Genomic DNA, 22,056 nt, shown 5'->3' with positions numbered 1-22,056 from the left:
CCCAGTTGGTCTAGATTGAGCGCTGCCGGATCCGCTCGGTCACGAACACACTCGTCCCGGGCGGATTCTGCGTCCTGTGCGGACCCGGCCGTGGCTGGGGAGACTTGCGACCTCGGTCCGCACCGTTCGGTCAGGCGGAAGAGCCGCGTACCCTCGTCGACCGTCGCCGCCCTTCCCCTGCCCGTGTGCCGTCGTGGTCGCGGGCGAATGGGGGGAAGGCCGCGGAGACTCGGGCGGGGTGCGCGTGAAGCGCCCTTGGGGGGAATGGATGACCGTCCTGCCGGTCACGCATGAGCGGCATCGTGTCGAATCCACACATTTCGACGTTCATCGCCTGTGGTGGCGAAGGAGACACCAGATCGTCCTGCTGGCCGCGGACACCGCCGCGGCGGTCGTCGCCGCGCTGCTCGTGCTGCGGGCGGGCGGCCACTGGCCGGTCGTCCTCGGCCTGCCGCCGGCCTGGGTGGCCGTGCTGTCCGCGCACCGCGCCCATGCCCGGGGCCCCCTCGGTTCCGGCGGTGAGGTCTACCGGCGCGTGCTGCGCGGTGCGCTGGTGCTGCCGGCCCTGGCGGCGGCCGCCGGCTGGGGGGTCGCGGGGGACCTCGGCGTGGCGCACGAGATGATGCTCGCCGCCCCGGCGGCCGCCGCGCTGTCGCTGGCCGCCCGGTTCGTGGTCCGGCGCCGGCTGCGCCGCGGCTGGGCGCGGGGCAGGAACCGTACGACCGCCGTCCTGGTGGGCCCGGCCGGCGGGGTCGCCGAGCTGCTCACCGCGCTGCTGCGCGACGGGAGGGCCGGTGCCCCGGCGGGGTCGGCGCTCCAGGGCATGGACATCGCCGGGGTCTGCCTGACCGATCCGCGAAACGCCCGGGAGGTCGACGCGTTCGGGGTTCCGGTGCTCGGCGGGGTCGACGAAGTGCCGGGCGCGATCAGGGCGTTCGGCGGCGGGACCGCCGTGGTGGTGCTGCCGGCGCCGGAGATCGAGGCGTCCCTGCTGCGTCGGCTGGCGTGGAGCACGGCCGCGGCCGGGGGCGACTTCCTGCTGGCGCCCGCGCTCGGCGACGTGGCGGCCGCCCGGCTTGAGGTCCGGCCGGTCGGCGGCGTCCCGCTGCTGCACGTCCGGGCGCCCCGGCTCTCCCGGCTCGCCCGGCTTCCGAAGGAGGTGGCCGAGCGGCTGATCGCCGCCGTGCTGCTCCTGTTGCTGTCCCCGCTGATGTGCGCGGTCGCGCTGACCGTGCGGCTCGGCAGCCGGGGCCCGGCGCTCTTCCGGCAGGTGCGGGTGGGGCTGCACGGCAAGCAGTTCACCATGCTGAAGTTCCGTACGATGCGGCCCGACGCGGAGGCCCGCAGGGCGGAGCTCGCGCACGCCAACCACAACAGCGACGGGCTGCTGTTCAAGGTCCGCGACGATCCGCGGGTGACCCGGGTCGGCGCCACGCTCCGCCGCTACTCGCTGGACGAACTGCCCCAGCTGATCAACGTCCTCGGCGGGCACATGTCGCTGATCGGGCCGCGCCCGCCGCTGCCCGAGGAGGTCGCCGGCTACAGCCACGAGGTCCGGCGCCGGCTGCTGGTCAAACCGGGGCTCACCGGCCTGTGGCAGGTCAGCGGCCGTTCCGACCTGCCGTGGGAGGAGGCCGTGCGGCTGGACCTGGCGTACGTGGACAACTGGTCGCTCGGCCTCGACGCGGTGATCCTGCTGCGCACCGGCCCGGCGGTCCTGCGCGGAACGGGCGCGTACTGAGGTGCGCGCCGTCATCACACCGACCTGGGGGGACACACGTTGAACGACGCCGACCGAGCCGACGAACGGCCGGGGCAGACCGCGCCGAGACAGCCCCTGGGGGTCGCCGTCATCGGCGCCGGCTACTGGGGGCCGAACCTCGTGCGCAACTTCCAGGCCGGTGACCGGTTCCGGCTGCGCTGGCTGTGCGACCTCGACGTCACGCGGGCCCAGCGGGTCCTCGGCGGCTACTCCACGGTCCAGGCGACGGCCGACTACGCGGCGGTGCTCGCCGACCCGGCCGTGGACGCGGTCGCGGTCGCCACCCCGGCCGGCACCCACCTGGACGTGGCGCTGGCCGCCCTGCGCGCGGGCAAGCACGTCCTCGTCGAGAAGCCGCTCGCCACCACCTACGCCGACGGGGCGCGCCTGGTCGCCGAGGCGGAGGAACGCGGCCTGACCCTGATGTGCGACCACACCTACTGCTACACCCCGGCCGTGGCGAAGATCCGGGAGCTGGTGCACGAGGGGGCGCTCGGGGACATCCACTACGTGGACTCGGTGCGGATCAACCTGGGTCTGGTGCAGAAGGACATCGACGTGCTGTGGGACCTGGCCCCGCACGACCTGTCCATCCTCGACTTCATCCTGCCCGAGCACGTGGAGCCGGTCGCCGTCGCCGCGCACGGCGCGGATCCGATCGGCGCGGGCCAGGACTGCATCACGTACCTCACGCTCCAGCTCAACACCGGTGCCATCGCCCACGTGCACGTGAACTGGCTCTCGCCCACCAAGGTCCGCACCACCATGGTCGGCGGCTCCAAGCGCACGCTGGTCTGGGACGACCTCAATCCGGCGCAGCGCGTGGCGGTGTTCGACCGCGGGGTGGACCTGGCGGCGCCCCAGGACCTGGGCGCCGACGAGCGCCGGGAGGCCCTGATCTCGTACCGGAGCGGCGACATGATCGCGCCGGCGCTCGGGGAGCGGGAGGCGCTGCGCGGCATGGTCGACGAGTTCGCCGCGGCGATCGCGGAGCGGCGGGCGCCGCTGACCGACGGGCGGGCGGGCCTGAGGGTCCTCGACATCCTGGAGGCGGCCTCGCGGAGCCTTGCCTTCCGTGGTGCGGTGGTCGGCCTGCGGACCGGCGGCGACCGGTCCCTGCGGAACGCGGACGCGAACACGAACGCGAACGGAACGGCGGGAGAACGGCGTTGAGCGACATTCGGGGCAAGCGGATCCTGGTCACCGGCGGCGCCGGCACCATCGGCTCCCATGTGACGGACCTCCTGGTCGAGGGCGGGGCGCGCGAGGTCGTCGTGCTCGACAACCTGGTGCGCGGGCGGCGGGCCAATCTGGCCGGGGCGCTGGGCAGCGGGGTCGTGGAGCTCGTGGAGGGCGACATCCGGGACGCGGCGACGGTCCGGAAGGTGACCGCGGGCGCGGATCTGGTCTTCCACCTGGCGGCGATCCGCATCACCCAGTGCGCGGAGGAGCCGCGGCTCGCCAACGAGGTGATGGTCGACGGCACGTTCAACGTGCTGGAGGCCGCCGCGGCGGCGGGCGTGGAGAAGGTGATCGCCTCGTCGTCCGCCTCCGTGTACGGCCTTGCCGAGTCCTTCCCCACCGGCGAGCGCCACCACCCGTACAACAACGACACCTTCTACGGGGCGGCCAAGGCCTTCAACGAGGGCATGCTGCGCAGCTTCCACGCCATGTACGGGCTGGACTACGTGGCCCTGCGCTACTTCAACGTGTACGGGCCGAGGATGGACATCCACGGCCTGTACACCGAGGTGCTGATCCGCTGGATGGAGCGGATCGAGGCGGGCGAGCCGCCGCTGATCCTCGGCGACGGGACGCAGACGATGGACTTCGTCGACGTCCGGGACATCGCCCGCGCCAACGTCCTGGCCGCCCGCGCGGACGTCACCGACGAGGTGTTCAACGTGGCGAGCGCCACCGAGACGTCCCTGCGCGAGCTCGCCGACGCCCTGCTCGACGTGATGGGCTCCGGCCTGGAGCCGGTGCACGGTCCGGCGCGCGCGGTCAACGGGGTGACCCGGCGGCTCGCCGACACCCGGCTCGCCGAGGAACGGCTCGGCTTCAAGGCGGAGATCGACCTGCGGACCGGGCTGAAGGACCTGGTGGCCTGGTGGCGGGCCGAGAAGGGCGCGACGGCGACGGACGCCGACAGGGCCGCCGAAGCGCCCGCGCGGATCCCGGTGATGGTGCCGTGGCTCGGCGAGGAGGAGGCGAGGGCGGCCTCGGAGACGGTGCTGTCCGGCTGGGTGGCGCAGGGCCCGCGGGTCGCCGCTTTCGAGCGGGCCTTCGCGGAGCGGGTCGGCGCCCGGCACGGCGTGGCCGTCAGCTCCTGCACGACGGCGCTGCACCTGGCGCTGCTCGCGCTCGGGCTCGGCCCCGGCGACGAGGTCGTGGTCCCGTCGCTGTCCTTCATCGCCACCGCCAACGCCGTGCGGTACACGGGCGCGGTGCCGGTCTTCGCGGACGTGGACCTCGCCACGGGCAATCTCACGGCGGCCGGTGTGGACGCCGTGCGCACCGGGCGCACCAAGGCGGTGCTCCTGGTCCACCAGGGCGGGGTGCCCGCGGACGTGTCCGCGCTGCGGGCCGCCTGCGCGGGCTGGGGCCTGCCGCTGGTGGAGGACGCGGCGTGCGCGATCGGCTCCGTCGTCGACGGCGCGCCGGTCGGCAAGGGCGCGCTGCTCGCCGCCTGGTCGTTCCATCCGCGCAAGCTGCTGACCACCGGCGAGGGCGGGATGGTCACCACCGACGACGACCAGTGGGCGGCGCGGCTGCGCCGGCTGCGGGAGCACGGGATGAACGTGTCGGCGGCCGAGCGGCACGCGAGCGGCACCCCGGTCCTGGAGAGCTATCTGGAGACCGGGTTCAACTACCGGATGACCGACATCCAGGCCGCGGTGGGGCTCGCCCAGCTGGAGAAGCTCGACGCGATGGTGGCGCGGCGCCGCGAACTGGCCGCTCGCTACGCGGCGTCGCTGGCAGATGTGCCGGGCCTGGAGCCGGTGCGGGACCCGGCGTACGGGCGGAGCAACTTCCAGTCGTACTGGGTGCTGCTGGCCGAGGACTTCCCGGTGGGGCGTGACGCGCTCCTCGGGATCCTCGCGGAGGCCGGGGTCTCGGCCCGCCGGGGCATCATGGCGAGCCATCTGGAACCCGCCTACGCGGGGCACCCGGCCGGGCCGCTGCCGGTCACGGAGCGGATCAGCCGTGACTCGCTGATCCTGCCGCTGTTCCACACGATGACCGAGGCGCAGCAGGACCGGGTGGTCGCGGTGCTGCGGGAAGCGGCAGCCCGGGAAGGGGCCGCGCGGAACGCGGCCGGGCCGGAAGCCGCCGGGCCGGAAGCGGCGGCGCGTCCGTGACCGACCGGCTGGTGATCATCGGCGCGGGCGGCTTCGCGCGGGAGACCGCGCAGGCCGCCCTGGCCGCCGGCCTGCCGCTCGCGGGCCATCTCGACGACGACCCGGCCCTGCACGGCGTCGCGCTCGACGGGGTGCCCGTGCTCGGCGGCACCGAGCGGGTGCGCAAGCTGCACGGCGCGTCCTTCGTGGTCTGCGTGGGCAACCCGCGCGACCACGCCTCCCGCGCCCGCCTGGTGCGCCGCCTCGGGCTGCCCGAGCACCGCTACGCCACGGTGGTGCACCCGACGGCCGTGGTGTCGGCGAGTTCTGCGGTCGGCCCCGGCACGGTGCTGCTCGCGCACACGGTGCTGACGGCGTCCGTGCGGGTGGGGCGCCACGTGGCGGTCATGCCGCAGACGGTCCTCACCCATGACGACGAGGTCGGGGACCTCGCGACCCTCGCCTCGGGGGTACGGCTCGGCGGCGGCGCCCGGATCGGCCGTGGCGCCTACGTCGGGGCGGGCGCGCTGGTCCGGGAGGGCGTGACGGTCGGGGACTGGTCCCTGGTCGGCATGGGCTCCGTGGTCCTGGCCGACGTGCCGCCGGGCGAGGTGTGGGCCGGCTCCCCGGCCCGCCGGCTGCGCGCCGCGGCCGCCCCGGCGCTCGAACAGCTCACGGCGGACGACGCCGCCACGATCCCGGTACGAGGAGTGAACGGCTGATGGACCAGATACCCCTGGTGGACCTGCGGGCCGCCCACGCGGAGGTCGCCGAGGAGATACGCGACGGCTTCGACCGGGTCCTCGCCCGGACCGCGTTCATCGGCGGCGAGGAGGTCGGGGAGTTCGAGCGGGAGTACGCGGAGTTCGGCGGGGTCCGCCACTGCGTGGGCGTCGCCAACGGCACCGACGCCCTGGAGCTGGCCCTACGGGCGAGCGGGGTGGGGGCGGGCGACGAGGTGGTGCTGCCCGCCAACACGTTCATCGCCACCGCGGGCGCGGTCGCCCGGACCGGGGCGCGGGCGGTCCTGGTCGACTGCGAGCCCGACACCCTGCTCATCGACCCCGTGGCGGCGCTGGCCGCGGTCGGCGCGGCCACTCGTGCGGTGGTGCCGGTCCACCTGTACGGGCAGTGCGCCGACGTCGCCGCGCTCGCCGGGGGCCTGCCCGGGCACGTGCGGATCGTCGAGGACGCGGCCCAGAGCCAGGGCGCGAGCCGGCACGGCCGTACGCCGGGCAGCGGAGGGATCGCCGCCACCAGCTTCTACCCCGGCAAGAACCTGGGCGCCTACGGGGACGCGGGCGCGGTGCTCACCGACGACGCCGAGGCCGCCGCCCTGGTGCGGGCGGTCGCCAACCACGGCGGGGTGCACAAGTACCGGCACGACGTGCCCGGTTTCAACAGCCGCCTCGACGGCCTCCAGGCCGTGGTGCTGCGGGCGAAGCTGCGCCGGCTCGCCGCGGGGAACGCGGCCCGGCGGGCGGCGGCGGCCCGCTACGACGAGCTGCTCGCCCCGCTCGCCGCGGCCGGCCGGGTGGTCCGGCCCACGACGGCCGACGGCAACGTCCACGTGTGGCACCTGTACGTGGTGCGGGTGCCCGGGACGGACCGCGACGAGGTGGTCGGCAAGCTGAACGCGGGCGGCGTCGGGGCGGGCGTGCACTATCCGTCCCCCGTGCACCTGACGCCCGCGTACCGCCATCTCGGCTACGAGCGCGGGGACTTCCCGCACGCCGAGCGCGCGGCCGGCGAGATCCTGTCGCTGCCGCTCTTCCCGCAGATCACCCACGACCAGCAGCGCCGGGTCGTGGACGTGCTGGTGAACGCCCTCGGCTGAGGGCCCGCTCCCCCACCCGGCCGCGGGCCGGGTCCTGTACTGCCCGTGAAAGGTCCAGCGATGCCCCACCACCACCGTCGTCGGGTCAGAGGCGCCGTGTTCGCCCTGGCCGCGGCGCTTGCCGCGATATTCCTGCCGCCCGCCGGGAACGCGACCGCGCTCGCCGATCCCTGCGGCCCGGACGGCAACCCGATCGTCTGCGAGAACTCCAAGCCGGGCACGCCGATGCCCGACTGGTTCGCCGGCAGCTCCTGGGGCGACATCGCGGGGTTCCCCACCAAGATGAGCCTCCAGGCCGGGGAGACCCTGCCGTTCAAGGTGCAGTCACCGGCCCCGTACCACGTGAAGATCTACCGGCTCGGCTGGTACGGCGGTGACGGCGCGCGGCTGATGTCGACGCCGGCGCAGGCCGCGCAGACCTATCCGGCCACCTACGGCACGCAGCGGCCGGCCTGTCTCAAGGACCAGCCGACGGGTCTGATGGACTGCGGCAACTGGCCCACGACGGCCAGCTGGACGGTGCCCGCCGACGCGGTCTCGGGCCTGTACATCGCCAACTTCGACCAGGCCGACGGCAACGGCCTGATGCCGTACCCGTTCGTGGTGCGCAACGACGCCAGCCGCTCCGACATCGTGGTGCAGACCTCCGACCAGACCTGGCAGGCGTACAACGACTGGGGCGGCACCAACCTCTACGACGGCCAGGGCCCTGCGCCCGACGGGCGGGCGTACAAGGTCAGTTACAACCGGCCGATGGACATCGGCGGCGAGAACGGCATCTACGGCTCCGAGTACATGATGATCGCCTGGCTGGAGCGCAACGGCTACGACCTGAGCTACATCTCGGGTCTGGACACCGCCACCCGGGGCGCCGCCCTGCTCGCGAACCACAGGATGTTCATGTCGCAGGGGCACGACGAGTACTGGACGCAGGAGCAGTTCACCAACGTCCTCAACGCGCGCAAGGCGGGCCAGCACCAGACGTACTTCGCGGGCAACGAGATCTTCTGGAAGACCCGTCTGGAGCCGAGCATCGACGGCAGCAACACGGCGAACCGGACGCTGGTCTGCTACAAGGAGACCAAGCTCAAGTTCCCGACGCCGAACGGCGTGCCGGACCCGAGCACGGTGTGGACGGGGACCTGGATGGACCCGGACAGCACGAAGGAGGGCGAGCCGTACCGTCCGCAGAACATGCTCACCGGCTCGCTGTTCCAGGTCAACGGGCCGCGCAACGACGCCATCACCGTCCCGGCGGCGTTCGCGAGGATGCGGCTGTGGCGGAACACCTCGGTCGCGGGCCTGACCGGCAACCAGGTCGCCACGTTCCCGGCCGGCACCCTCGGCTACGAGTGGAACAGCGACATCGAGAACGCGAGCCGTCCGGCGGGCCAGATCCGGCTGTCGTCGACCACGCTCGACATCACCGACGGCAACTACCTGCTCGACTGGGGCAACAACTACGGCAACGGCACCGCCACCCACAGTCTCGTCGCCTTCCGCGACCAGACGTCGAAGGCGCTGGTCTTCGGCACCGGCACCGTGCAGTGGTCGTGGGGTCTGACGAACGTGCCGACGGCCGATCCGGCCGGCGGGGTCGTCACCGAGGACAAGCGGATGCAGCAGGCCACCGTGAACGTCCTCGCCGACATGGGGCTCCAGCCGAAGACCCTTCAGTCCGGTCTCGTCCCGGCCTCGGCCTCCACCGACACCACCGGTCCGGCCGTCACGGTCACCAGCCCCGCGCCGAACGCCTCCGTCCCGGCGCAGCGGCAGATCACCGTCACCGGCACCGCCGCCGACACCGGCGGCGGCGTGGTGGCGCGGGTGGAGGTCTCCACCGACGGCGGCACCACCTGGCGGGCCGCCGAGGGCACCGGCTCCTGGAGCCACACCTGGACGCCGATGACCCAGGGCCCGGTGCAGCTGAAGGTCCGCGCGGTCGACGACAGCGTCAACATCGGCGCCGTGACCACCGTGCCGCTGACCGTGGCCGACCAGCAGTGCCCGTGCACGGTGTGGCCCGCCTCGGCCGCGCCGGCCAAGCCCAACGGCGGTGACGGCAGCTCCGTCGAACTGGGCGTGAAGGTCCGCAGCTCGGTCCCCGGCACCATCACCGGCGTCCGGTTCTACAAGAGCGCCGCCAACACCGGGACCCACAAGGGCAGTCTGTGGTCCGCCTCCGGTCAGCTCCTGGCCACCGGCACCTTCACGAACGAGACCGCGTCCGGCTGGCAGGAGCTGACCTTCGCCACCCCGGTGCCGGTGAAGGCGAACACCACCTACGTCGCCTCGTACTTCGCGCCCAACGGCGGATACGCCTTCGACGCCCACTACTTCACCGACAAGGGCGCGGGCCTCGCCCCGCTGACGGCGCTGCAGTCGGGCACCGACGGCGGCAACGGCGTCTACCGGTACGGTGCGACCAGCGGGTTCCCCTCGCAGGGCTCCTCCGGCAGCAACTACTGGGTGGACGCCGTCCTGGAGACCGGGTCCGCGAGCACCACACCGCCCGTCGTCACCGCCCGCACCCCGGCCCCGGGCGCGACCGGCGTGTCGATCACCGCCCCGCTGTCCGCGACCTTCGACCGGACCGTGGACAGCGGCACCCTGGTGTTCACGGTGAAGGGCCCCGGCGGCACCGCCGTCCCCGGCCGGGCCACCCTCGACGGCGACGGGAAGACCGCCGCCTTCACCCTCAGCAGCCAGCTCGCCCTCGACACCGCGTACACGGTGTCCGTGCAGGCCGCCGACCTGTGGGGCAACGCGATGGCCGCACCGGTGGCCTGGACCTTCACCACCAGCGCGACCCCGCCGCCGGCCGCCTGCCCCTGCACCCTGTGGAGCGCGCAGACCGTGCCGGCGAAGGCCGCCGAGACCGGCGACGCCAACTCCCTGGAGCTGGGCACCCGCTTCCGGTCGTCGCTGCCCGGGAAGGTCACCGGCGTCACCTTCTACAAGGGGGCGACGAACACCGGCACCCACACGGGCAGCCTGTGGACCGACGACGGGACCCTGCTGGCGACCGGCACCTTCACCGACGAGACCGCCACCGGCTGGCAGCGGCTGACCTTCGCCGCTCCCGTCGCCATCACGGCGGGCACCACCTACGTGGTGTCGTACCACGCGCCGAACGGCAACTACGCGGCCGACGGCGGGTACTTCGCGGGCGCCCACCTCAACTACCCCCTGTCCGCCCCGGCGGACGCGACGGGAAGCCGCAACGGCCTCTACCGGTACGGCGCTTCGACCGTCTTCCCCCACAGCTCCTACAACTCGACGAACTACTGGGTCGGCCCGGTCTTCACGACCGGCTGACCCCGACCGGAACCGGGGACCGCAGCACATGAGCTCTGTCAGTGTCGTCATCCCCTGCTACAGGTACGGCCACTTCCTGGCCGACTGCGTACGCAGCGTGCTCGACGAACAGCCCGGCCTCGACGTGCGGGTGCTGATCATCGACGACGCCTCGCCCGACGACTCGGCGGAGGTGGCCGCGAAGCTGGCCGCCTCCGACCCGAGGATCGAGGTACGGGTCCACGCCGCCAACAAGGGCCACATCGCCACGTACAACGAGGGCCTGCTGGAGTGGGCGGACGGCGACTACGTCGTCCTGCTGTCCGCCGACGACCGGCTGGTCCCGGGGGCGCTGGTGCGGGCCGTCGCCCTGCTCGACGCCCATCCGGAGGCGGGCTTCTGCTACGGCAGGCCGCTGCGCTTCCGGCACGGCGGGCCGCTCCCGGCGGCCCGCACCCGCAGCACCGGTTCGGTGGTCTATCCCGGCCACTGGTGGCTGGAGCGGCGTTTTCGCGAAGGCACGGGCTGCATCACCTCGCCCGAGGTGGTGGTCCGCACCAGCCTCCAGCGGAAGGTCGGCGGCTACGACCCGCGGCTGCCGCACGCCGGCGACATCGAGATGTGGATGCGGCTCGCCGCCCACGCGGACGTCGGCTACGTGCGCGGGGCCGACCAGGCGTACTACCGGGTGCACGGCGACAACATGTCCACGACCGACTTCGGCGGGCAGCTCGACGACATCCGGCAGCGGCGGGCCGCCTTCGCCGCGGTCCTCGACAAGTGCGGCGACCGGCTGCCGCAGGCCGACCGGCTGGCCGCCCTGGTCGACACCCGCCTGGCCCGCCAGGCGCTGCGGCGGGCGTACCGGGCGTACGACCGGGGGCGCACGGACGTCGTGCCGGTCGACGAGCTCGTGGCCTTCGCCCGTGAGTGCCGGCCCGACGCCGAGTCGCTGCCGGAGTACCGGGCGCTGCGACTGCGGCGCCGGATCGGCGCGCGGACCATGCCCTACCTCCAGCCGCTGGTGCTCTCGGCGGTGGCCGACCGGGCCCGCGAGTGGCTGTGGTGGCAGTCGTGGAAGCGCCGTGGGCTCTGAGCACCCCTCCCCCTCCCGTACCCGACGAGGAAAGGCACACCAGTGAACCACCGGATCCAGCCCACCGCCCAGGTCGACGAGAAGGCCGTCGTCGGTGCCGGCAGCAGCGTGTGGGAGCTCGCCCAGATCCGCGAGGACGCCCGCCTCGGCGAGAACTGCGTGGTGGGCCGGGGCGCCTATGTCGGCCCCGGCGTGGTCATCGGGGACAACTGCAAGCTGCAGAACCACGCCCTGGTGTACGAGCCCGCGGTGCTCGGCGACGGCGTGTTCATCGGCCCCGCGGCGGTCCTGACCAACGACCACAACCCGCGGGCCGTGTCCCCCGACGGGAGGCTGAAGCGGGGCGGTGACTGGGAACCGGTCGCCGTGCGGATCGGGGACGGCGCAGCGGTCGGCGCCCGCGCGGTGTGCGTGGCGCCGGTGACCGTCGGCCGCTGGGCGCTGGTCGCGGCCGGTGCGGTGGTGACCGCCGACGTGCCCGACTTCGCCCTGGTGATGGGGGTGCCGGCGCGGCGGACGGGCTGGGTCGGCAAGGCGGGCGCCCGGCTGACCGCGCACGCGGAGCGGCCCGGGGTGTGGGAGTGTCCGCAGACCGGCGCGTGGTACGAGGAGCGGGACGGGCGTCTCACGGAGTACGGTGCGGCGCACTGACCTCGTGGCCGGGGCGGCGACGGCGGCGCGCCGTGGCGTACCGCTCCGTCCACAGTGCCGCGAGGACGCCCGTGAGGGTGCCGAGCAGCCCCACCCCGGCGAGCGCCCGGGTCCGGTTGGGGGGCAGGGCGACGGTGCCGGGGCGGTTGACCAGGTCGACGGTGAGGAGGGTGGCGGCCGGCACGCCCTGTTCGCGCTGGAGGGCGTGCAGATGGCGGCCGTAGACGGCGATGATCGTCTGCACCACGCGGTCGGCGTCCGCCGGAGCCGGCTGCTCCGCCTCGACCTGGAGGGTGGGGATGGAGTAGTAGGGGGTGGCGCTGGTGCCGCTGTTGCGGGGGGTGAGCCGGTAGGTGCCGTGGACGCCGGCCGCGCGCAGCTCCGCGCGCCCGGCCGGGGACTGGAGCCGCTGGACGACCGCGTAGGACACCATGGCGAGCGAGGGCTGGAGGTTGGTCAGCTGGTTGGGCTGGTTGTCGGTCCGCGGCGGCTTCACCACGAGCACCGCGGAGCTCTGGTAGCGCGGCGCGGGCCGCAGCGCCGGATAGCAGGCGGCCGCGGTGACGAGCGCGGCGAGGACCAGGACGTACCAGCGGCGCAGCAGCGCGCGGGCGAGTCCCTCGGGAGTCAGCGCGTCGTGGTCCGGGGCGGCGGTCAGCGGTTGCATCAGCACCGATACTGGCAGCTCCGACGGGAACCGGGGGAGGGTTCGTGAGCATCGCCGAGATCTTCCGTGTGCTGGCCAGGCGTTGGTACGTGATGGTGCCGCTGACCCTGGTCGGTCTGGTCGCGGGCGGCTACCTCTACCGGACCGTTCCCGTGACGTACGAGTCGCAGAGCCAGCTGGCGCTGCTCAACTCCAGCCGGGTGGCCCGGCCGGCGCCCAGTTACGGCAACCCGCTGGCGTACGCGAGCGGTTCGCTGATCGGCACGGCGGACGTGCTGATCCGGGCGTTGCAGTCGCCGGAGACGGTGGTGGTGCTGCGCGGTCACGGCGTCACCGACGAGTACACGGTCGACTTCGCCGCGCAGGCGGAGGGACCGCTGCTGACCCTGACGGTCAAGGGCGAGGACCGGGCCAAGGTCCTGGAGGAGACCCGCAGGATCACCCGGTACGCCGAGGAGCAGCTCCAGGCCCTGCAGGAGCAGGCCCGCGTGCCCGAGGGGTACTACGTGCGGTCGGCGCACATCGTGCCGCCGCAGAAGCCGGTCTCGCAGCCCAAGTCCCGCTACCAGAAGGTGGCCGCCGTCGTCGTCCTCGGGGTGACCGCCGCCTTCGTGCTGTCCTTCGTGGTGGAGACCTGGTCGGGGGCGCGCCGTAGGGCCCGCGGCCTGCCGGGCCGTCACGCCACTCCCCCGGTGCCGCGGCCCGGGGCGGGCCGGGTGCGCCGGCTGCTGACCCGGCCGCTGGACGCCACGGCGGTCCTCACCGGCTATCTGGCGCTCGCCCTGTTCCTGCCGTCGAACCTGGCCCTGCCCGCGCTCGGCGGCGCCGGCACCCCGGCCAACGTCTTCGCGCTCCTGGGCCTGTTCTGGTACCTGGCGACCTGGTGCACGGGCCGGATCGCCCCGGCGCCCGGCACCCGCACGATGCGGAACGTGGTCCTGGTGCTCGCCGTCACCGTGCTGATGTCGTACGTGGCGAACCAGGACCGGATCAGCTCGCAGAAGGAGATCCTGGCGGCCGACCGGGGGCTGATCGTGCTTCTGGTGTGGGTGTCGCTGATCGTGCTGACGACGGCCGGCATCCAGGACCGGGGGCGGCTGGACGTGCTGCTGCGCCGGCTGGTCGTGATGGGTTCGGTGGTGGCCGCGCTGGGCCTGTACGACTTCGCGACCGGCACCAACATCGCCGACTGGCTGCGCGTCCCCGGACTGAACTCCAGCGTGGCGAGCGTCGCGGTCCTGGACCGCGGCTCCTTCACCCGGCCCCGTTCGCTCACCGCCCATCCGCTGGAGTTCAGCGGCATGCTGGCGATCCTGCTGCCGTTCGCCGTCTGGTACGCCTTCGACCCGGCGCGCCGGCACCTCGGCAAGCTCAGGCGGTGGGCGCCGGTGGTGCTGCTCGGCGGCGGGCTGCCGCTGACGGTGTCGCGGACCTCGATCATCGGCATCCTGGTCGTCGTCCTGGTGATGGTGCCCCGCTGGAAGCCGGAGCGGCGCTGGGCGGCCATCGGGATCCTGTTCGGGGCGGTGGCGCTGTTCAAGGTCCTGGTGCCGGGCCTGATCGGGACGATCACGGGGCTCTTCTCGGGCAGTCTCAACAACGCCGACAGCAGCACCCAGGCCAGGACCGTCAAGTACCCGAAGATCTACGAGTACTTCGTGCAGGATCCGCTCCTCGGGCGGAGCTTCGGCACGTTCACCCCGGAGCGCTACTTCTTCACCGACAACCAGTACCTGCTCACCCTCGCCGAGCTGGGCGCGCTCGGCGCCGCCTGTCTGCTGCTGCTCGGGCTCTCCGGCGTGCACAACGGGGGCGCGATCCGGCGGCTGGCCCGCAGTGAGTCCGACCGGGAGCTGGGGCAGGCGTTCTTCGCCTCGGCGATGGTCGCGCTGGTGGTCGGCGCCACCTTCGACACGCTGAGCTTCCCGATGTTCGCCGGGGTGTTCTTCCTGCTCCTCGGGGCCGGCGGGAGCTGCCTCGGCTTCGTACGGCGCGAGGCGGCCGGGAGGTCCGCGGGCGGCGGACCCGCGCCCGCGGCGCCCCCGTCGATCCCCGCCCGTACGCCCGATTCCCCTCGTCTCGTGGAGATCTGATGTCCCGCCCCGTCCTCGATGCCGCCGGTCCGGTGGTCGTGCTCGTCGTCACCTGGAACAGCGCCCCGGTGCTGCCGGGCTTCCTCGACGCCCTCCCGGCGGGGATGAAGGGCCTCGACTGGCGGCTCGTCGTCGCCGACAACGCCTCATCGGACGACACCGTGGCCGTGGTCCGCGCGCACGCGCCCGAGGCCACCGTCGTGGAGACCGGCCGCAACGGCGGCTATGCCTTCGGCGTCAACGCGGCCCTGCGCGCCGCGGCGCCGGAGGAGGGCGGCTACCGGGCCGTCCTGGTGTGCAACCCGGACGTCCGGATGGCCGAGGGCTGCGCGGCGGCCCTGGTGGAGGCCCTCGGCGCGCCGCTGCCGGACGGCAGCCGGGTCGGTGTCTCGGTGCCCCTGCTCTACGAGGAGGACGGCTCCCTCGTCCATTCGCTGCGCCGCAAGCCGAGCCTGACCCGGGCGCTGGGCGAGGCGGTCGTCGGCAACCGCAGGGCCGGGCGGTTCCTGCGCTGGAGCGAGCTGGTCACGACCCCTGCGGCGTACACCGGGCGGACGTGCGCCGACTGGGCGACCGGGGCGCTGATGGCGCTGTCCCGGGAGTGCGTGGACGCCTGCGGGCCGTGGGACGAGTCCTTCTTCCTGTACTCGGAGGAGACGGAGTACTGCCTGCGGGCCCGGGACCTGGGCTTCGCGACCCGGCTGGAGCCGGCGGCGCGGGCCACCCATCTCGGCGGCGACTCCCGGGTCTCGCCGCGTCTGTGGTCGCTGCTCGTCGCGAACCGGGTGCGGCTCTATCGGCGCCGTCACGGCCTGGCCGCCACCGCGGCCTTCCGCGGGGCGGTGCTGCTGCGGGAGCTGTCGCGGGCGGCGCTCGGCCGTGAGCCGGCGCGGGCCGCGGTGGGGGCGCTGCTGCGGGGGCCTCAGTCGCCCCACGAGGTGTAGAAGCTCGCGGGGTTCACCAGATAGCGGACCGTGGGCCGGGGCAGGTGGACCACGCGGTGGGTGCGGGCGTAGCGGCGGATCAGCTCCCAGTCCTCGCGGGGCAGCACCTCGGGGGTGCGCCGCAGTCTGCTGAAGCGCAGGGCGGGGGCACGTCGGGCGACGAAGGCGTTGGTGTCGAGGAAGGCGGCGTGGGCGGCCCGGCGCCGGTCGAAGGGCACCGACAGGACGTCCAGGTCGGTGCCGTCGGGCCGGATCCGCCGCAGGGCCGTGTACACGCCGTCGGGGCCGCCCGGTGCCTCCAGGACGGCCAGTGCCTCCTGGAGGTGGTCGGGTTCCCAGAGGTTGTCGTCGTCGAGGAAGGCGACGTACGCCGATGCGGTCAGCCGGATGCCGATGTTGCGCACGACGCCGGCCACGCCGGTGTTGCGGGCCAGCGACACGGCGAAGAGACGGGGGTCGTCGGGGAGTACGGGGAGCCCCGCGCCGTCGTCCACGACGATGACGACGTGGTCGCGGACGGTCTGCCCCAGGGCCGAGCGCACGGCTCGCAGCAGTGCCTCGGGGCGGCGGTGGGTGGCGATGACGGTGACGACCCCGGCCGAGGGACGGTGGCCGAGCCGGCGGGCGAGCCGGGCGGTCTCGGCGTCCTCGAAGCGGCGCAGCCGCAGGGCGCCGGGGGCGAGCAGGACCTTGTTGCGCAGCTCGTACAGCACGAGCCAGCCGAAGCGCCGCTTCAGCAGCTCCCAGGTGCCCCTGAGCGGGCTACGCACGCGGCGTGGCGCGCACGGCCGTCAGCGACTTGGTGAGTCCGGCGACCCGCTCGCTGAGGATCACGGAGTGGGGGAAGAGGTAGCGCATCTCGGCGCGGGTGAGCAGTTCGATGTTGATGACCGCGTCCATGCCTTCCTCCGGGGTGGCGGGCCGGCTGTGGGTGAGCGGCCAGTGCCGGACCAGCTTGGCCTGGGCGGCCAGCGGGAGGAACTGGAAGCCCGGCGCGAGGAAGTGGGGCTCCACCGGGAAGTAGCGGTAGGGCGTCTGCACCCAGTGCAGCGGGGCCAGTTGCTCGATGGCGGCGACGAAGCGGCGCCGCTGGCTGGGGCCGCCCACGTGCTCGATGGTGGAGTTCGACACCACCAGGTCGAACGTGCCGAGCTTTTTGGGGATCTCCGGGTCCGTGACGTCGGCGGTCTCCGCGGTGATCCAGTCGGGCAGCTCGGCCGGGTGCGCCTCCAGGTTGACCAGGTGGACGTGCCGGGGGCGCAGCGGGGAGCGCAGCCAGTTCTCGGCCGTGCCGCCGAGGTCCACCACCCGCATGCCGTCGATGCGGGGGAAGCAGGACCGGAAGCGCTCCCAGCGGGCCGCGCGGAACCGTTCGCCGAGGGAGTCGGGCGCGTCGACGAAACGATCGCGGAGGGCACGGATGCCGGACATCGCATCAACCACCTGGGGTTCGAAGGAGGCGGGGTGGGTGGGTCGCGGTCAACCGTAGTGGTGCGGTGGGGATTTATCAGCCGATCACATGAAATCGGGGCCGGCTTCGCGGGGCGTGGCCCGGCTCAGGGCTGGGCGGGAACCACCGGTGTCCCGTCCGCCATCCGGTTGCCGCGCCAGACGTTGCCCTCGCCGTCGGGGTTCCAGTAGGCGACGGCTCCGTACTTGCCGCCGGCCGGGTAGTACTGGGGCGAGAAGACGTTGTCGGTGACCTCGATACCGGTCGAGCCCTTGCCTCCGGCGTAGAGCGTGTAGGCCCCGCCCGCCAGCCAGTTGTCGTCGACGACGGTGTGCGTGACGGGCGCGCTGTCGGCGAAGAGGCCGATGGCGGCGGAGGCGCCCTTCTCGACGGGGGTCGGGTTGAGCAGCGTGTTGTGACGGATGATCAGTTTGCCCTTGCCGCCGCCGTTGCTGATGACGGCGTTGGTGTGCTGCCACTCCCCGTCGAGGTTCTTGTACGGGCTGATGTCGTGGACGTAGTTGTCGTGCAGGTTGCCCTGCCCCATCGAGAGGGCGTCGCCGAAGACGGAGATGTCGCAGTGGCCGACCTCGACCGAGCTGGTGCTCATGTTGGAGACCGCGTAGTCCGAGCCGCCGTTGTTGGGACCCTTGCCGGGCACGGCGGTGATGGTGGTGTGCAGCACGCGCAGTCCGGAGTAGCCGGGGCGCAGGTTGATGCCCCACCAGTTGGTGGAGGTGATGCGGCTGTCGATGACGGTGACGTCGTTGGCGTAGATGTCGAGGGAGCCGGTGATGTCCCAGCCCCGGATGACGGTGCCGTCGGTGCGGATGGCGGCGTTGCCGGTGTTCTGCGGGGTCAGGGTGGCGATCCGCGGGCCGGTGGTGGTGTCGTCCGGGTAGCCGCAGTCGCGCGGTCTCGCGCAGCCCTTGGGGGCGGGCGGTTTGCCGTCCGCGGTGCCGGGGCCGGACGGCGGCGGGGCGGTGGTGCCGGGCGCGGTGATGGCGCGGGAGTCGCACAGGGCGGCGCCGCCGAGGCAGAGCGCCTTCTGTCCGAGTCCGGTGAAGGTGAACAGGGAGAAGAGCAGGACGGCGCTCAGCAGTGCCGCTCCGAGGACCTTGCGGCGGCCGGGTCGGGTCAGGGGACTCACCTCATCGCTCGTGGGCCGGGCCGGCCGGCCGCTTCCGCGCCGGTACGGAGGGAACGGTGGACGCACCGTCCGCCACGGACGCACCGTCCGCCGCGGAGGCCGCGTCGGCCCCGTCGGACGGGTCCGCCGCCGGCGCGACCGCCCGGCCCCGGCTGCGCCGGGCGAGTGCGCCGCGCACCAGTCTGCGGCCGGGCAGCACGCACAGGCCGTGACACGCGAGCCCGATGACACTCGTGGCGCACAGGGCGGCCGGTCCCTCCCCCAGGCGCTGCCGCAGCAGGACCACGGCGGTGGCCATGAGGACGCCGCCGAGCACCGGCCGCACACAGACCCGGGCGAGCGCCCGGACCGCGATGCCGCCGTGCCGCAGGGCCAGGAGGAAGGCGGGCAGGACGACCGCTCCGGCGACGGCGACGTGCCCGGCGCCGACGGTCGCGATGCCTCCGGCGCGGGCCGCCAGGATCAGCACCGGGACGAGGGTGACCAGCCACAGGCCCTGGATGAGCAGGAGCGAGCGGCGCCGGCCGACGGCGACGAGGCAGTCGTACGTGAGCTCGGCGGCGATCCGGGCGAGGCCGAGGGCCATCAGCCAGGGCAGCGCCTCGGCGGCGGGCCGCCACTTCGCCCCGTACACCAGCTCCACGAGGGGGCCGGCGAGTCCGCCGAGCAGTACGCAGGCCGGGACGGTGGCGGTCATGAGGACGCCGAGGGCCCGCGCGAAGCCCGCGGAGAGGGCCTCGGGGGTGCCGGCGAGGCGGGAGAAGCCGGCGAAGGCGACCCGGCGGGCGGTCTCGGAGATGACGCGGACCGGCCAGCCGGCCATGTTGAAGGCGAGCATGTAGTAGCCGAGGGCGATGTTGCCGAGGACCGCTCCGACGATCATCGCGTCCGCGTTGACCACGGCGAGGGAGAGCAGGCTGGCTCCGGCGAGCGGCAGGCCGAACCGGAGCAGGGCCCTGGCCTGTGCGGCGTCCCAGCCGAAGCGCAGCATGCCGGGGGCGGCGAGCGCGCAGCCCGCGAGGGCCACCACGTTGCCGGCCACGGCGCCGCAGGCGAAGCTCATGGCGCCCCAGCCCTGGAGGGCGAGGACCAGGGTGACCGTGGTGCTGACGACGAAGTTCAGGGCGTCGACGACCATCCGGCGGCCCTGGCGGAACTCACGGGTCAGGACACCGGCGGGCACCTGGGAGAGTCCGTCGAGCACCAGGCACAGGCACATCACCCGCAGCACGGCGGTGGCCTCGGAGGAGCCGAGGAGGGCGGCGACGGCCGGGGCACAGGCGAACAGGAGGAGGTAGAGCAGGCCGCTGGAGAGGGCGCCGAGGGTGAGGACGGTGGGCGCGAACCGCCGTACGTCGCCCTCCCAGCGGACGATGGCGAGGGTGACGCCGAGTTCGTTGGCGGCGAGCAGCACCATGAGGACGGTCTGGGCGACGCCGTACACGCCCCAGGCGGCCGGGTCGAGGACGTAGCGGACCAGGACGATGCCGGTGGCGAAGTTGCCGAGCCGCATCACCATGGTGTTGATCAGGCTCCACCGGGTGGCCGAGCGGACCTTGGTCCCCAGGGACGCCTGGCCGTCGTCAGCGGCGGGGGCGGCGGCGGGCGCGGGGGCGCTGGTCTCCACGGGCGGGGTCCTCGTCACTTCACCCAGGACGGCGGACGCTTGGCGGGGCGCCGCTCGGCCACGGGCAGGACGGGCAGCTGGACGGTGGGCTGGTCGGGCTGCCGCTCCGGGGCGGCGTCGTCGTCGGCCGGGTCGCCGGGCGCTTCGGCCGCCGGGTCGTCGGCCGGGTCGTCGGCCGGGTCGCCGGTCCGCCCGTCCGTGCCCCGCAGGAGCCCGTCCGAGAGGTCACCTCCCAGGTCGGCGGGGCGGGCGGGTGCGGTCGCCCCGGGAGCCGGCCGGGAGTCCGGCACGCGGTCGGGCTCCTGGCGGTGCTTCCTCGGGGTGCGGCCGCGGCGGCGGGCCTCCGCGAAGAAGGTGGCCACCAGGCTCAGGACGATGCCGAGTCCGGCGGCCATGACCAGGTTCTGGATCTTGGACTTGAGCTGGGCCTCGGGGTTCTGCGGCGGGACGATGGTGGTGATCCGGATCATGGCGTCGGCGGGCACCGACTGCTCGGCCTGGAGGTGTTCGAGCCGCTGGGCGGTGAAGGCCATCAGCGTCGTGTTGCCCTTCAGGACGGCCGCCCTGTCCTCACCGGTCACGGTGAGCCAGAGCAGCGGCCCCTGGGCGTTGTCGGCGATCTTGGCCTCGTACTTCAGGGTGAGGCCCCGTTCCTTCAGCTCGGCCTTGGACGCGTCGGAGTTGACGTTGCGGGCGAGGCTGTCGGCCATGCCGGTCAGCGAGGGCTCCATGCTGAGGAAGGGGTTGCCGTCCGCCGCCGCGCCCTTGCGGGAGTTGAGCATGGCGACGGTGCTCTGCGACTCGTACGAGACGGGCACGAGCAGCCACGCCCCGACCGTGAGGCCGGCGGTGAGCAGCAGTCCGGGCACGAGGACGTACCACCGCCGGCACATGACCCGGAAGATCTCTGCGAGGTCCATGGCGTTCCCCCTTGCGCGCCCCGTGTGGCGGCAGCTCAACTGCCGTCCCGCAGATGAGGATAGGTGGGATCGCGTCGGGTTGTGAGCCCTTCGCGATCACCCACGTGTGCGGTTCAGCGGTGGTCGGTGGGCCGGGGGCGGGTGCCGGCGGTGCCTCCCTCCAGCAGGACCTCCGCGATGCGTTCGCCCGCCTTCCCGTCCCAGAGTCCGGGGCGGCGCGGCGGCGGCGGGTCGTCGAGGAGCCGGACGGCGGTGGCGAGGATGCGGGCGGGGTCGCGGCCGGCCAGCACGTTGGTGCCCTGCTCGACGGTGATCGGGCGTTCGGTGTTGTCCCGGAGGGTGACGCAGGGGACGCCGAGGGCGGTGGTCTCCTCCTGGACGCCGCCCGAGTCGGTGAGGACGATCCGTGCGCCGGCCTGGAGGGCGATGAAGTCGAGGTAGCCGGCGGGCGGGACGAGCCGGATGCCGCCGGGGACGCCGAGCGCGTGCAGTTTCCCCGCGGCGCGGGGGTGCACCGGCAGGACGAGGGGGCAGTGGGCGGCGACCTCGCCGAGGCCCTTGAGGAGGCCGGCGAGGATGTCGGGGTCGTCGACGTTGGCCGGGCGGTGCAGGGTGACGAGTCCGTACTCGCCCTCCGATACGCCCAGTTCGGCCAGGGCACCGGACTGCCTCGCCCGTTCCCGGTTGGCGAACAGCGTGTCGATCATGACGTTGCCGACGACGTGGATCTGGTCGTCCCGGTACCCCTCGGCGCGCAGGTTGTCGGCGGCGTCGTCGGAGGGCGCGAGGAGGTAGTCGCTGACCCGGTCGGTGGCGACCCGGTTGACCTCCTCGGGCATGGACCAGTCGCGGCTGCGCAGGCCGGCCTCGACATGGGCGAGCAGCGGGCCGGCCTTGGCCGTGACGAGGGCGCAGGCGAGGGTGGAGTTGACGTCGCCGACCACGACGACGAGGTCGGGGGCGATCTCCTCGACGAGCGGTTCGAAGGCGGTCATGACGCGGCCGGTCTGGGCGGCGTGGCTCCCGGAGCCGACGCCGAGGAAGCGGTCGGGCGGGCGCAGGCCGAGGTCGTGGAAGAAGACGTCGTTCATGGCCGGGTCGTAGTGCTGTCCGGTGTGGACGAGGAGCACCTCGGCGCCCCGGGCCTCCAGGGCGTCCATCACCGGTTTGATCTTCATGTAGTTGGGGCGCGCGCCCGCGACGCAGATGATCCGCATGGGG

17 protein-coding genes are annotated in these 22,056 nt (G+C 73.6%); 10 read left to right on the top strand and 7 right to left on the bottom strand.

What is annotated here, in order from left to right:
• Nucleotides 1–268 precede the first annotated feature (268 nt).
• The 8 genes from ABD954_RS30335 to ABD954_RS30300 are packed head-to-tail and all read left to right on the top strand — an operon-like array spanning nucleotide 269 to nucleotide 11,984.
• Nucleotides 269–1,741, top strand: coding sequence for a sugar transferase (locus ABD954_RS30335; protein WP_345490885.1), 1,473 nt, complete (start codon nucleotides 269–271; stop codon nucleotides 1,739–1,741).
• Nucleotides 1,742–1,780: 39 nt separating this feature from the next.
• Nucleotides 1,781–2,935, top strand: a complete 1,155-nt coding sequence (locus tag ABD954_RS30330; protein ID WP_345490883.1) for a Gfo/Idh/MocA family protein — start codon at nucleotides 1,781–1,783, stop codon at nucleotides 2,933–2,935.
• Nucleotides 2,932–5,124, top strand: coding sequence for an aminotransferase class I/II-fold pyridoxal phosphate-dependent enzyme (locus ABD954_RS30325; RefSeq protein ID WP_345490881.1), 2,193 nt, complete (start codon nucleotides 2,932–2,934; stop codon nucleotides 5,122–5,124). The genes ABD954_RS30330 and ABD954_RS30325 overlap by 4 nt, the downstream gene beginning before the upstream one ends.
• Entirely contained in the window at nucleotides 5,121–5,825 is a 705-nt protein-coding gene (locus tag ABD954_RS30320; RefSeq protein ID WP_345490879.1) for a NeuD/PglB/VioB family sugar acetyltransferase, read from the top strand. The genes ABD954_RS30325 and ABD954_RS30320 overlap by 4 nt, the downstream gene beginning before the upstream one ends.
• On the top strand, nucleotides 5,825–6,940 hold the full coding sequence (locus ABD954_RS30315; protein ID WP_345490877.1) for a DegT/DnrJ/EryC1/StrS family aminotransferase: 1,116 nt from the start codon (nucleotides 5,825–5,827) through the stop codon (nucleotides 6,938–6,940). The genes ABD954_RS30320 and ABD954_RS30315 overlap by 1 nt, the downstream gene beginning before the upstream one ends.
• A gap of 60 nt (nucleotides 6,941–7,000) precedes the next feature.
• Complete coding sequence (locus ABD954_RS30310) at nucleotides 7,001–10,258, top strand: DUF4082 domain-containing protein (RefSeq protein ID WP_345490875.1); 3,258 nt, start codon at nucleotides 7,001–7,003, stop codon at nucleotides 10,256–10,258.
• A 28-nt stretch (nucleotides 10,259–10,286) separates the two neighbouring features.
• Nucleotides 10,287–11,333: a glycosyltransferase family 2 protein gene (locus ABD954_RS30305; RefSeq protein WP_345490873.1), complete on the top strand. Its 1,047-nt coding sequence runs from the start codon at nucleotides 10,287–10,289 to the stop codon at nucleotides 11,331–11,333.
• A 42-nt stretch (nucleotides 11,334–11,375) separates the two neighbouring features.
• Nucleotides 11,376–11,984: an acyltransferase gene (locus tag ABD954_RS30300; RefSeq protein WP_345490870.1), complete on the top strand. Its 609-nt coding sequence runs from the start codon at nucleotides 11,376–11,378 to the stop codon at nucleotides 11,982–11,984.
• On the opposite strand, the gene ABD954_RS30295 is transcribed toward ABD954_RS30300, so the two are convergent.
• Nucleotides 11,959–12,651 (bottom strand): hypothetical protein, encoded by a 693-nt coding sequence (locus ABD954_RS30295; RefSeq protein ID WP_345490868.1) that lies wholly within the window; start codon nucleotides 12,649–12,651, stop codon nucleotides 11,959–11,961. The two genes, ABD954_RS30300 and ABD954_RS30295, sit on opposite strands and share 26 nt — an antisense overlap.
• A 44-nt stretch (nucleotides 12,652–12,695) precedes the next feature.
• Between ABD954_RS30295 and ABD954_RS30290 the strand changes: the two genes are divergently transcribed.
• Nucleotides 12,696–14,744, top strand: a complete 2,049-nt coding sequence (locus tag ABD954_RS30290) for an O-antigen ligase family protein (RefSeq protein WP_345490866.1) — start codon at nucleotides 12,696–12,698, stop codon at nucleotides 14,742–14,744.
• Entirely contained in the window at nucleotides 14,744–15,688 is a 945-nt protein-coding gene (locus ABD954_RS30285) for a glycosyltransferase family 2 protein (RefSeq protein WP_345490864.1), read from the top strand. Before ABD954_RS30290 ends, ABD954_RS30285 begins: the two co-directional genes overlap by 1 nt.
• Here ABD954_RS30285 and ABD954_RS30280 read toward each other — a convergent pair.
• The 6 genes from ABD954_RS30280 to wecB form a co-directional block, all read right to left on the bottom strand.
• The gene (locus ABD954_RS30280; RefSeq protein WP_345490862.1) at nucleotides 15,667–16,458 is read right to left on the bottom strand and encodes a glycosyltransferase family 2 protein; all 792 of its coding nucleotides are present in this window, start codon (nucleotides 16,456–16,458) and stop codon (nucleotides 15,667–15,669) included. The genes ABD954_RS30285 and ABD954_RS30280 overlap by 22 nt on opposite strands.
• Nucleotides 16,451–17,119 (bottom strand): methyltransferase domain-containing protein, encoded by a 669-nt coding sequence (locus ABD954_RS30275; RefSeq protein WP_345490860.1) that lies wholly within the window; start codon nucleotides 17,117–17,119, stop codon nucleotides 16,451–16,453. The genes ABD954_RS30280 and ABD954_RS30275 overlap by 8 nt, the downstream gene beginning before the upstream one ends.
• Before the next feature lie 125 nt (nucleotides 17,120–17,244).
• Nucleotides 17,245–18,288: a right-handed parallel beta-helix repeat-containing protein gene (locus ABD954_RS30270; protein ID WP_345490858.1), complete on the bottom strand. Its 1,044-nt coding sequence runs from the start codon at nucleotides 18,286–18,288 to the stop codon at nucleotides 17,245–17,247.
• A gap of 1 nt (nucleotide 18,289) precedes the next feature.
• A complete protein-coding gene (locus tag ABD954_RS30265) occupies nucleotides 18,290–19,915 on the bottom strand; it encodes an oligosaccharide flippase family protein (RefSeq protein ID WP_345490857.1) in 1,626 nt (541 codons plus the stop codon).
• 14 nt (nucleotides 19,916–19,929) lie between these two features.
• On the bottom strand, nucleotides 19,930–20,835 hold the full coding sequence (locus tag ABD954_RS30260) for a YveK family protein (RefSeq protein ID WP_345490855.1): 906 nt from the start codon (nucleotides 20,833–20,835) through the stop codon (nucleotides 19,930–19,932).
• Nucleotides 20,836–20,948: 113 nt separating this feature from the next.
• A complete protein-coding gene (gene wecB / locus ABD954_RS30255; RefSeq protein WP_345490853.1) occupies nucleotides 20,949–22,052 on the bottom strand; it encodes a non-hydrolyzing UDP-N-acetylglucosamine 2-epimerase in 1,104 nt (367 codons plus the stop codon).
• Nucleotides 22,053–22,056 lie beyond the last annotated feature (4 nt).

Source organism: Streptomyces roseoviridis, assembly GCF_039535235.1.
Lineage (GTDB): Bacteria > Actinomycetota > Actinomycetes > Streptomycetales > Streptomycetaceae > Streptomyces > Streptomyces roseoviridis.
The sequence above is the reverse complement of the archived record's forward strand: the minus strand, read 5'-3'. Positions and strand labels throughout refer to the sequence as shown.

Excerpts from the sequence above, each read along its gene's own strand:
- wecB (WP_345490853.1), bottom strand. The coding sequence starts at position 22,052 with ATGCGGATCATCTGCGTCGCGGGCGCGCGCCCCAACTACATGAAGATC.
- ABD954_RS30295 (WP_345490868.1), bottom strand. The coding sequence starts at position 12,651 with ATGCAACCGCTGACCGCCGCCCCGGACCACGACGCGCTGACTCCCGAG.
- ABD954_RS30315 (WP_345490877.1), top strand. The coding sequence starts at position 5,825 with ATGGACCAGATACCCCTGGTGGACCTGCGGGCCGCCCACGCGGAGGTC.
- ABD954_RS30275 (WP_345490860.1), bottom strand. The coding sequence starts at position 17,119 with ATGTCCGGCATCCGTGCCCTCCGCGATCGTTTCGTCGACGCGCCCGAC.
- ABD954_RS30335 (WP_345490885.1), top strand. The coding sequence starts at position 269 with ATGACCGTCCTGCCGGTCACGCATGAGCGGCATCGTGTCGAATCCACA.
- ABD954_RS30260 (WP_345490855.1), bottom strand. The coding sequence starts at position 20,835 with ATGGACCTCGCAGAGATCTTCCGGGTCATGTGCCGGCGGTGGTACGTC.
- ABD954_RS30310 (WP_345490875.1), top strand. The coding sequence starts at position 7,001 with ATGCCCCACCACCACCGTCGTCGGGTCAGAGGCGCCGTGTTCGCCCTG.
- ABD954_RS30305 (WP_345490873.1), top strand. The coding sequence starts at position 10,287 with ATGAGCTCTGTCAGTGTCGTCATCCCCTGCTACAGGTACGGCCACTTC.
- ABD954_RS30285 (WP_345490864.1), top strand. The coding sequence starts at position 14,744 with ATGTCCCGCCCCGTCCTCGATGCCGCCGGTCCGGTGGTCGTGCTCGTC.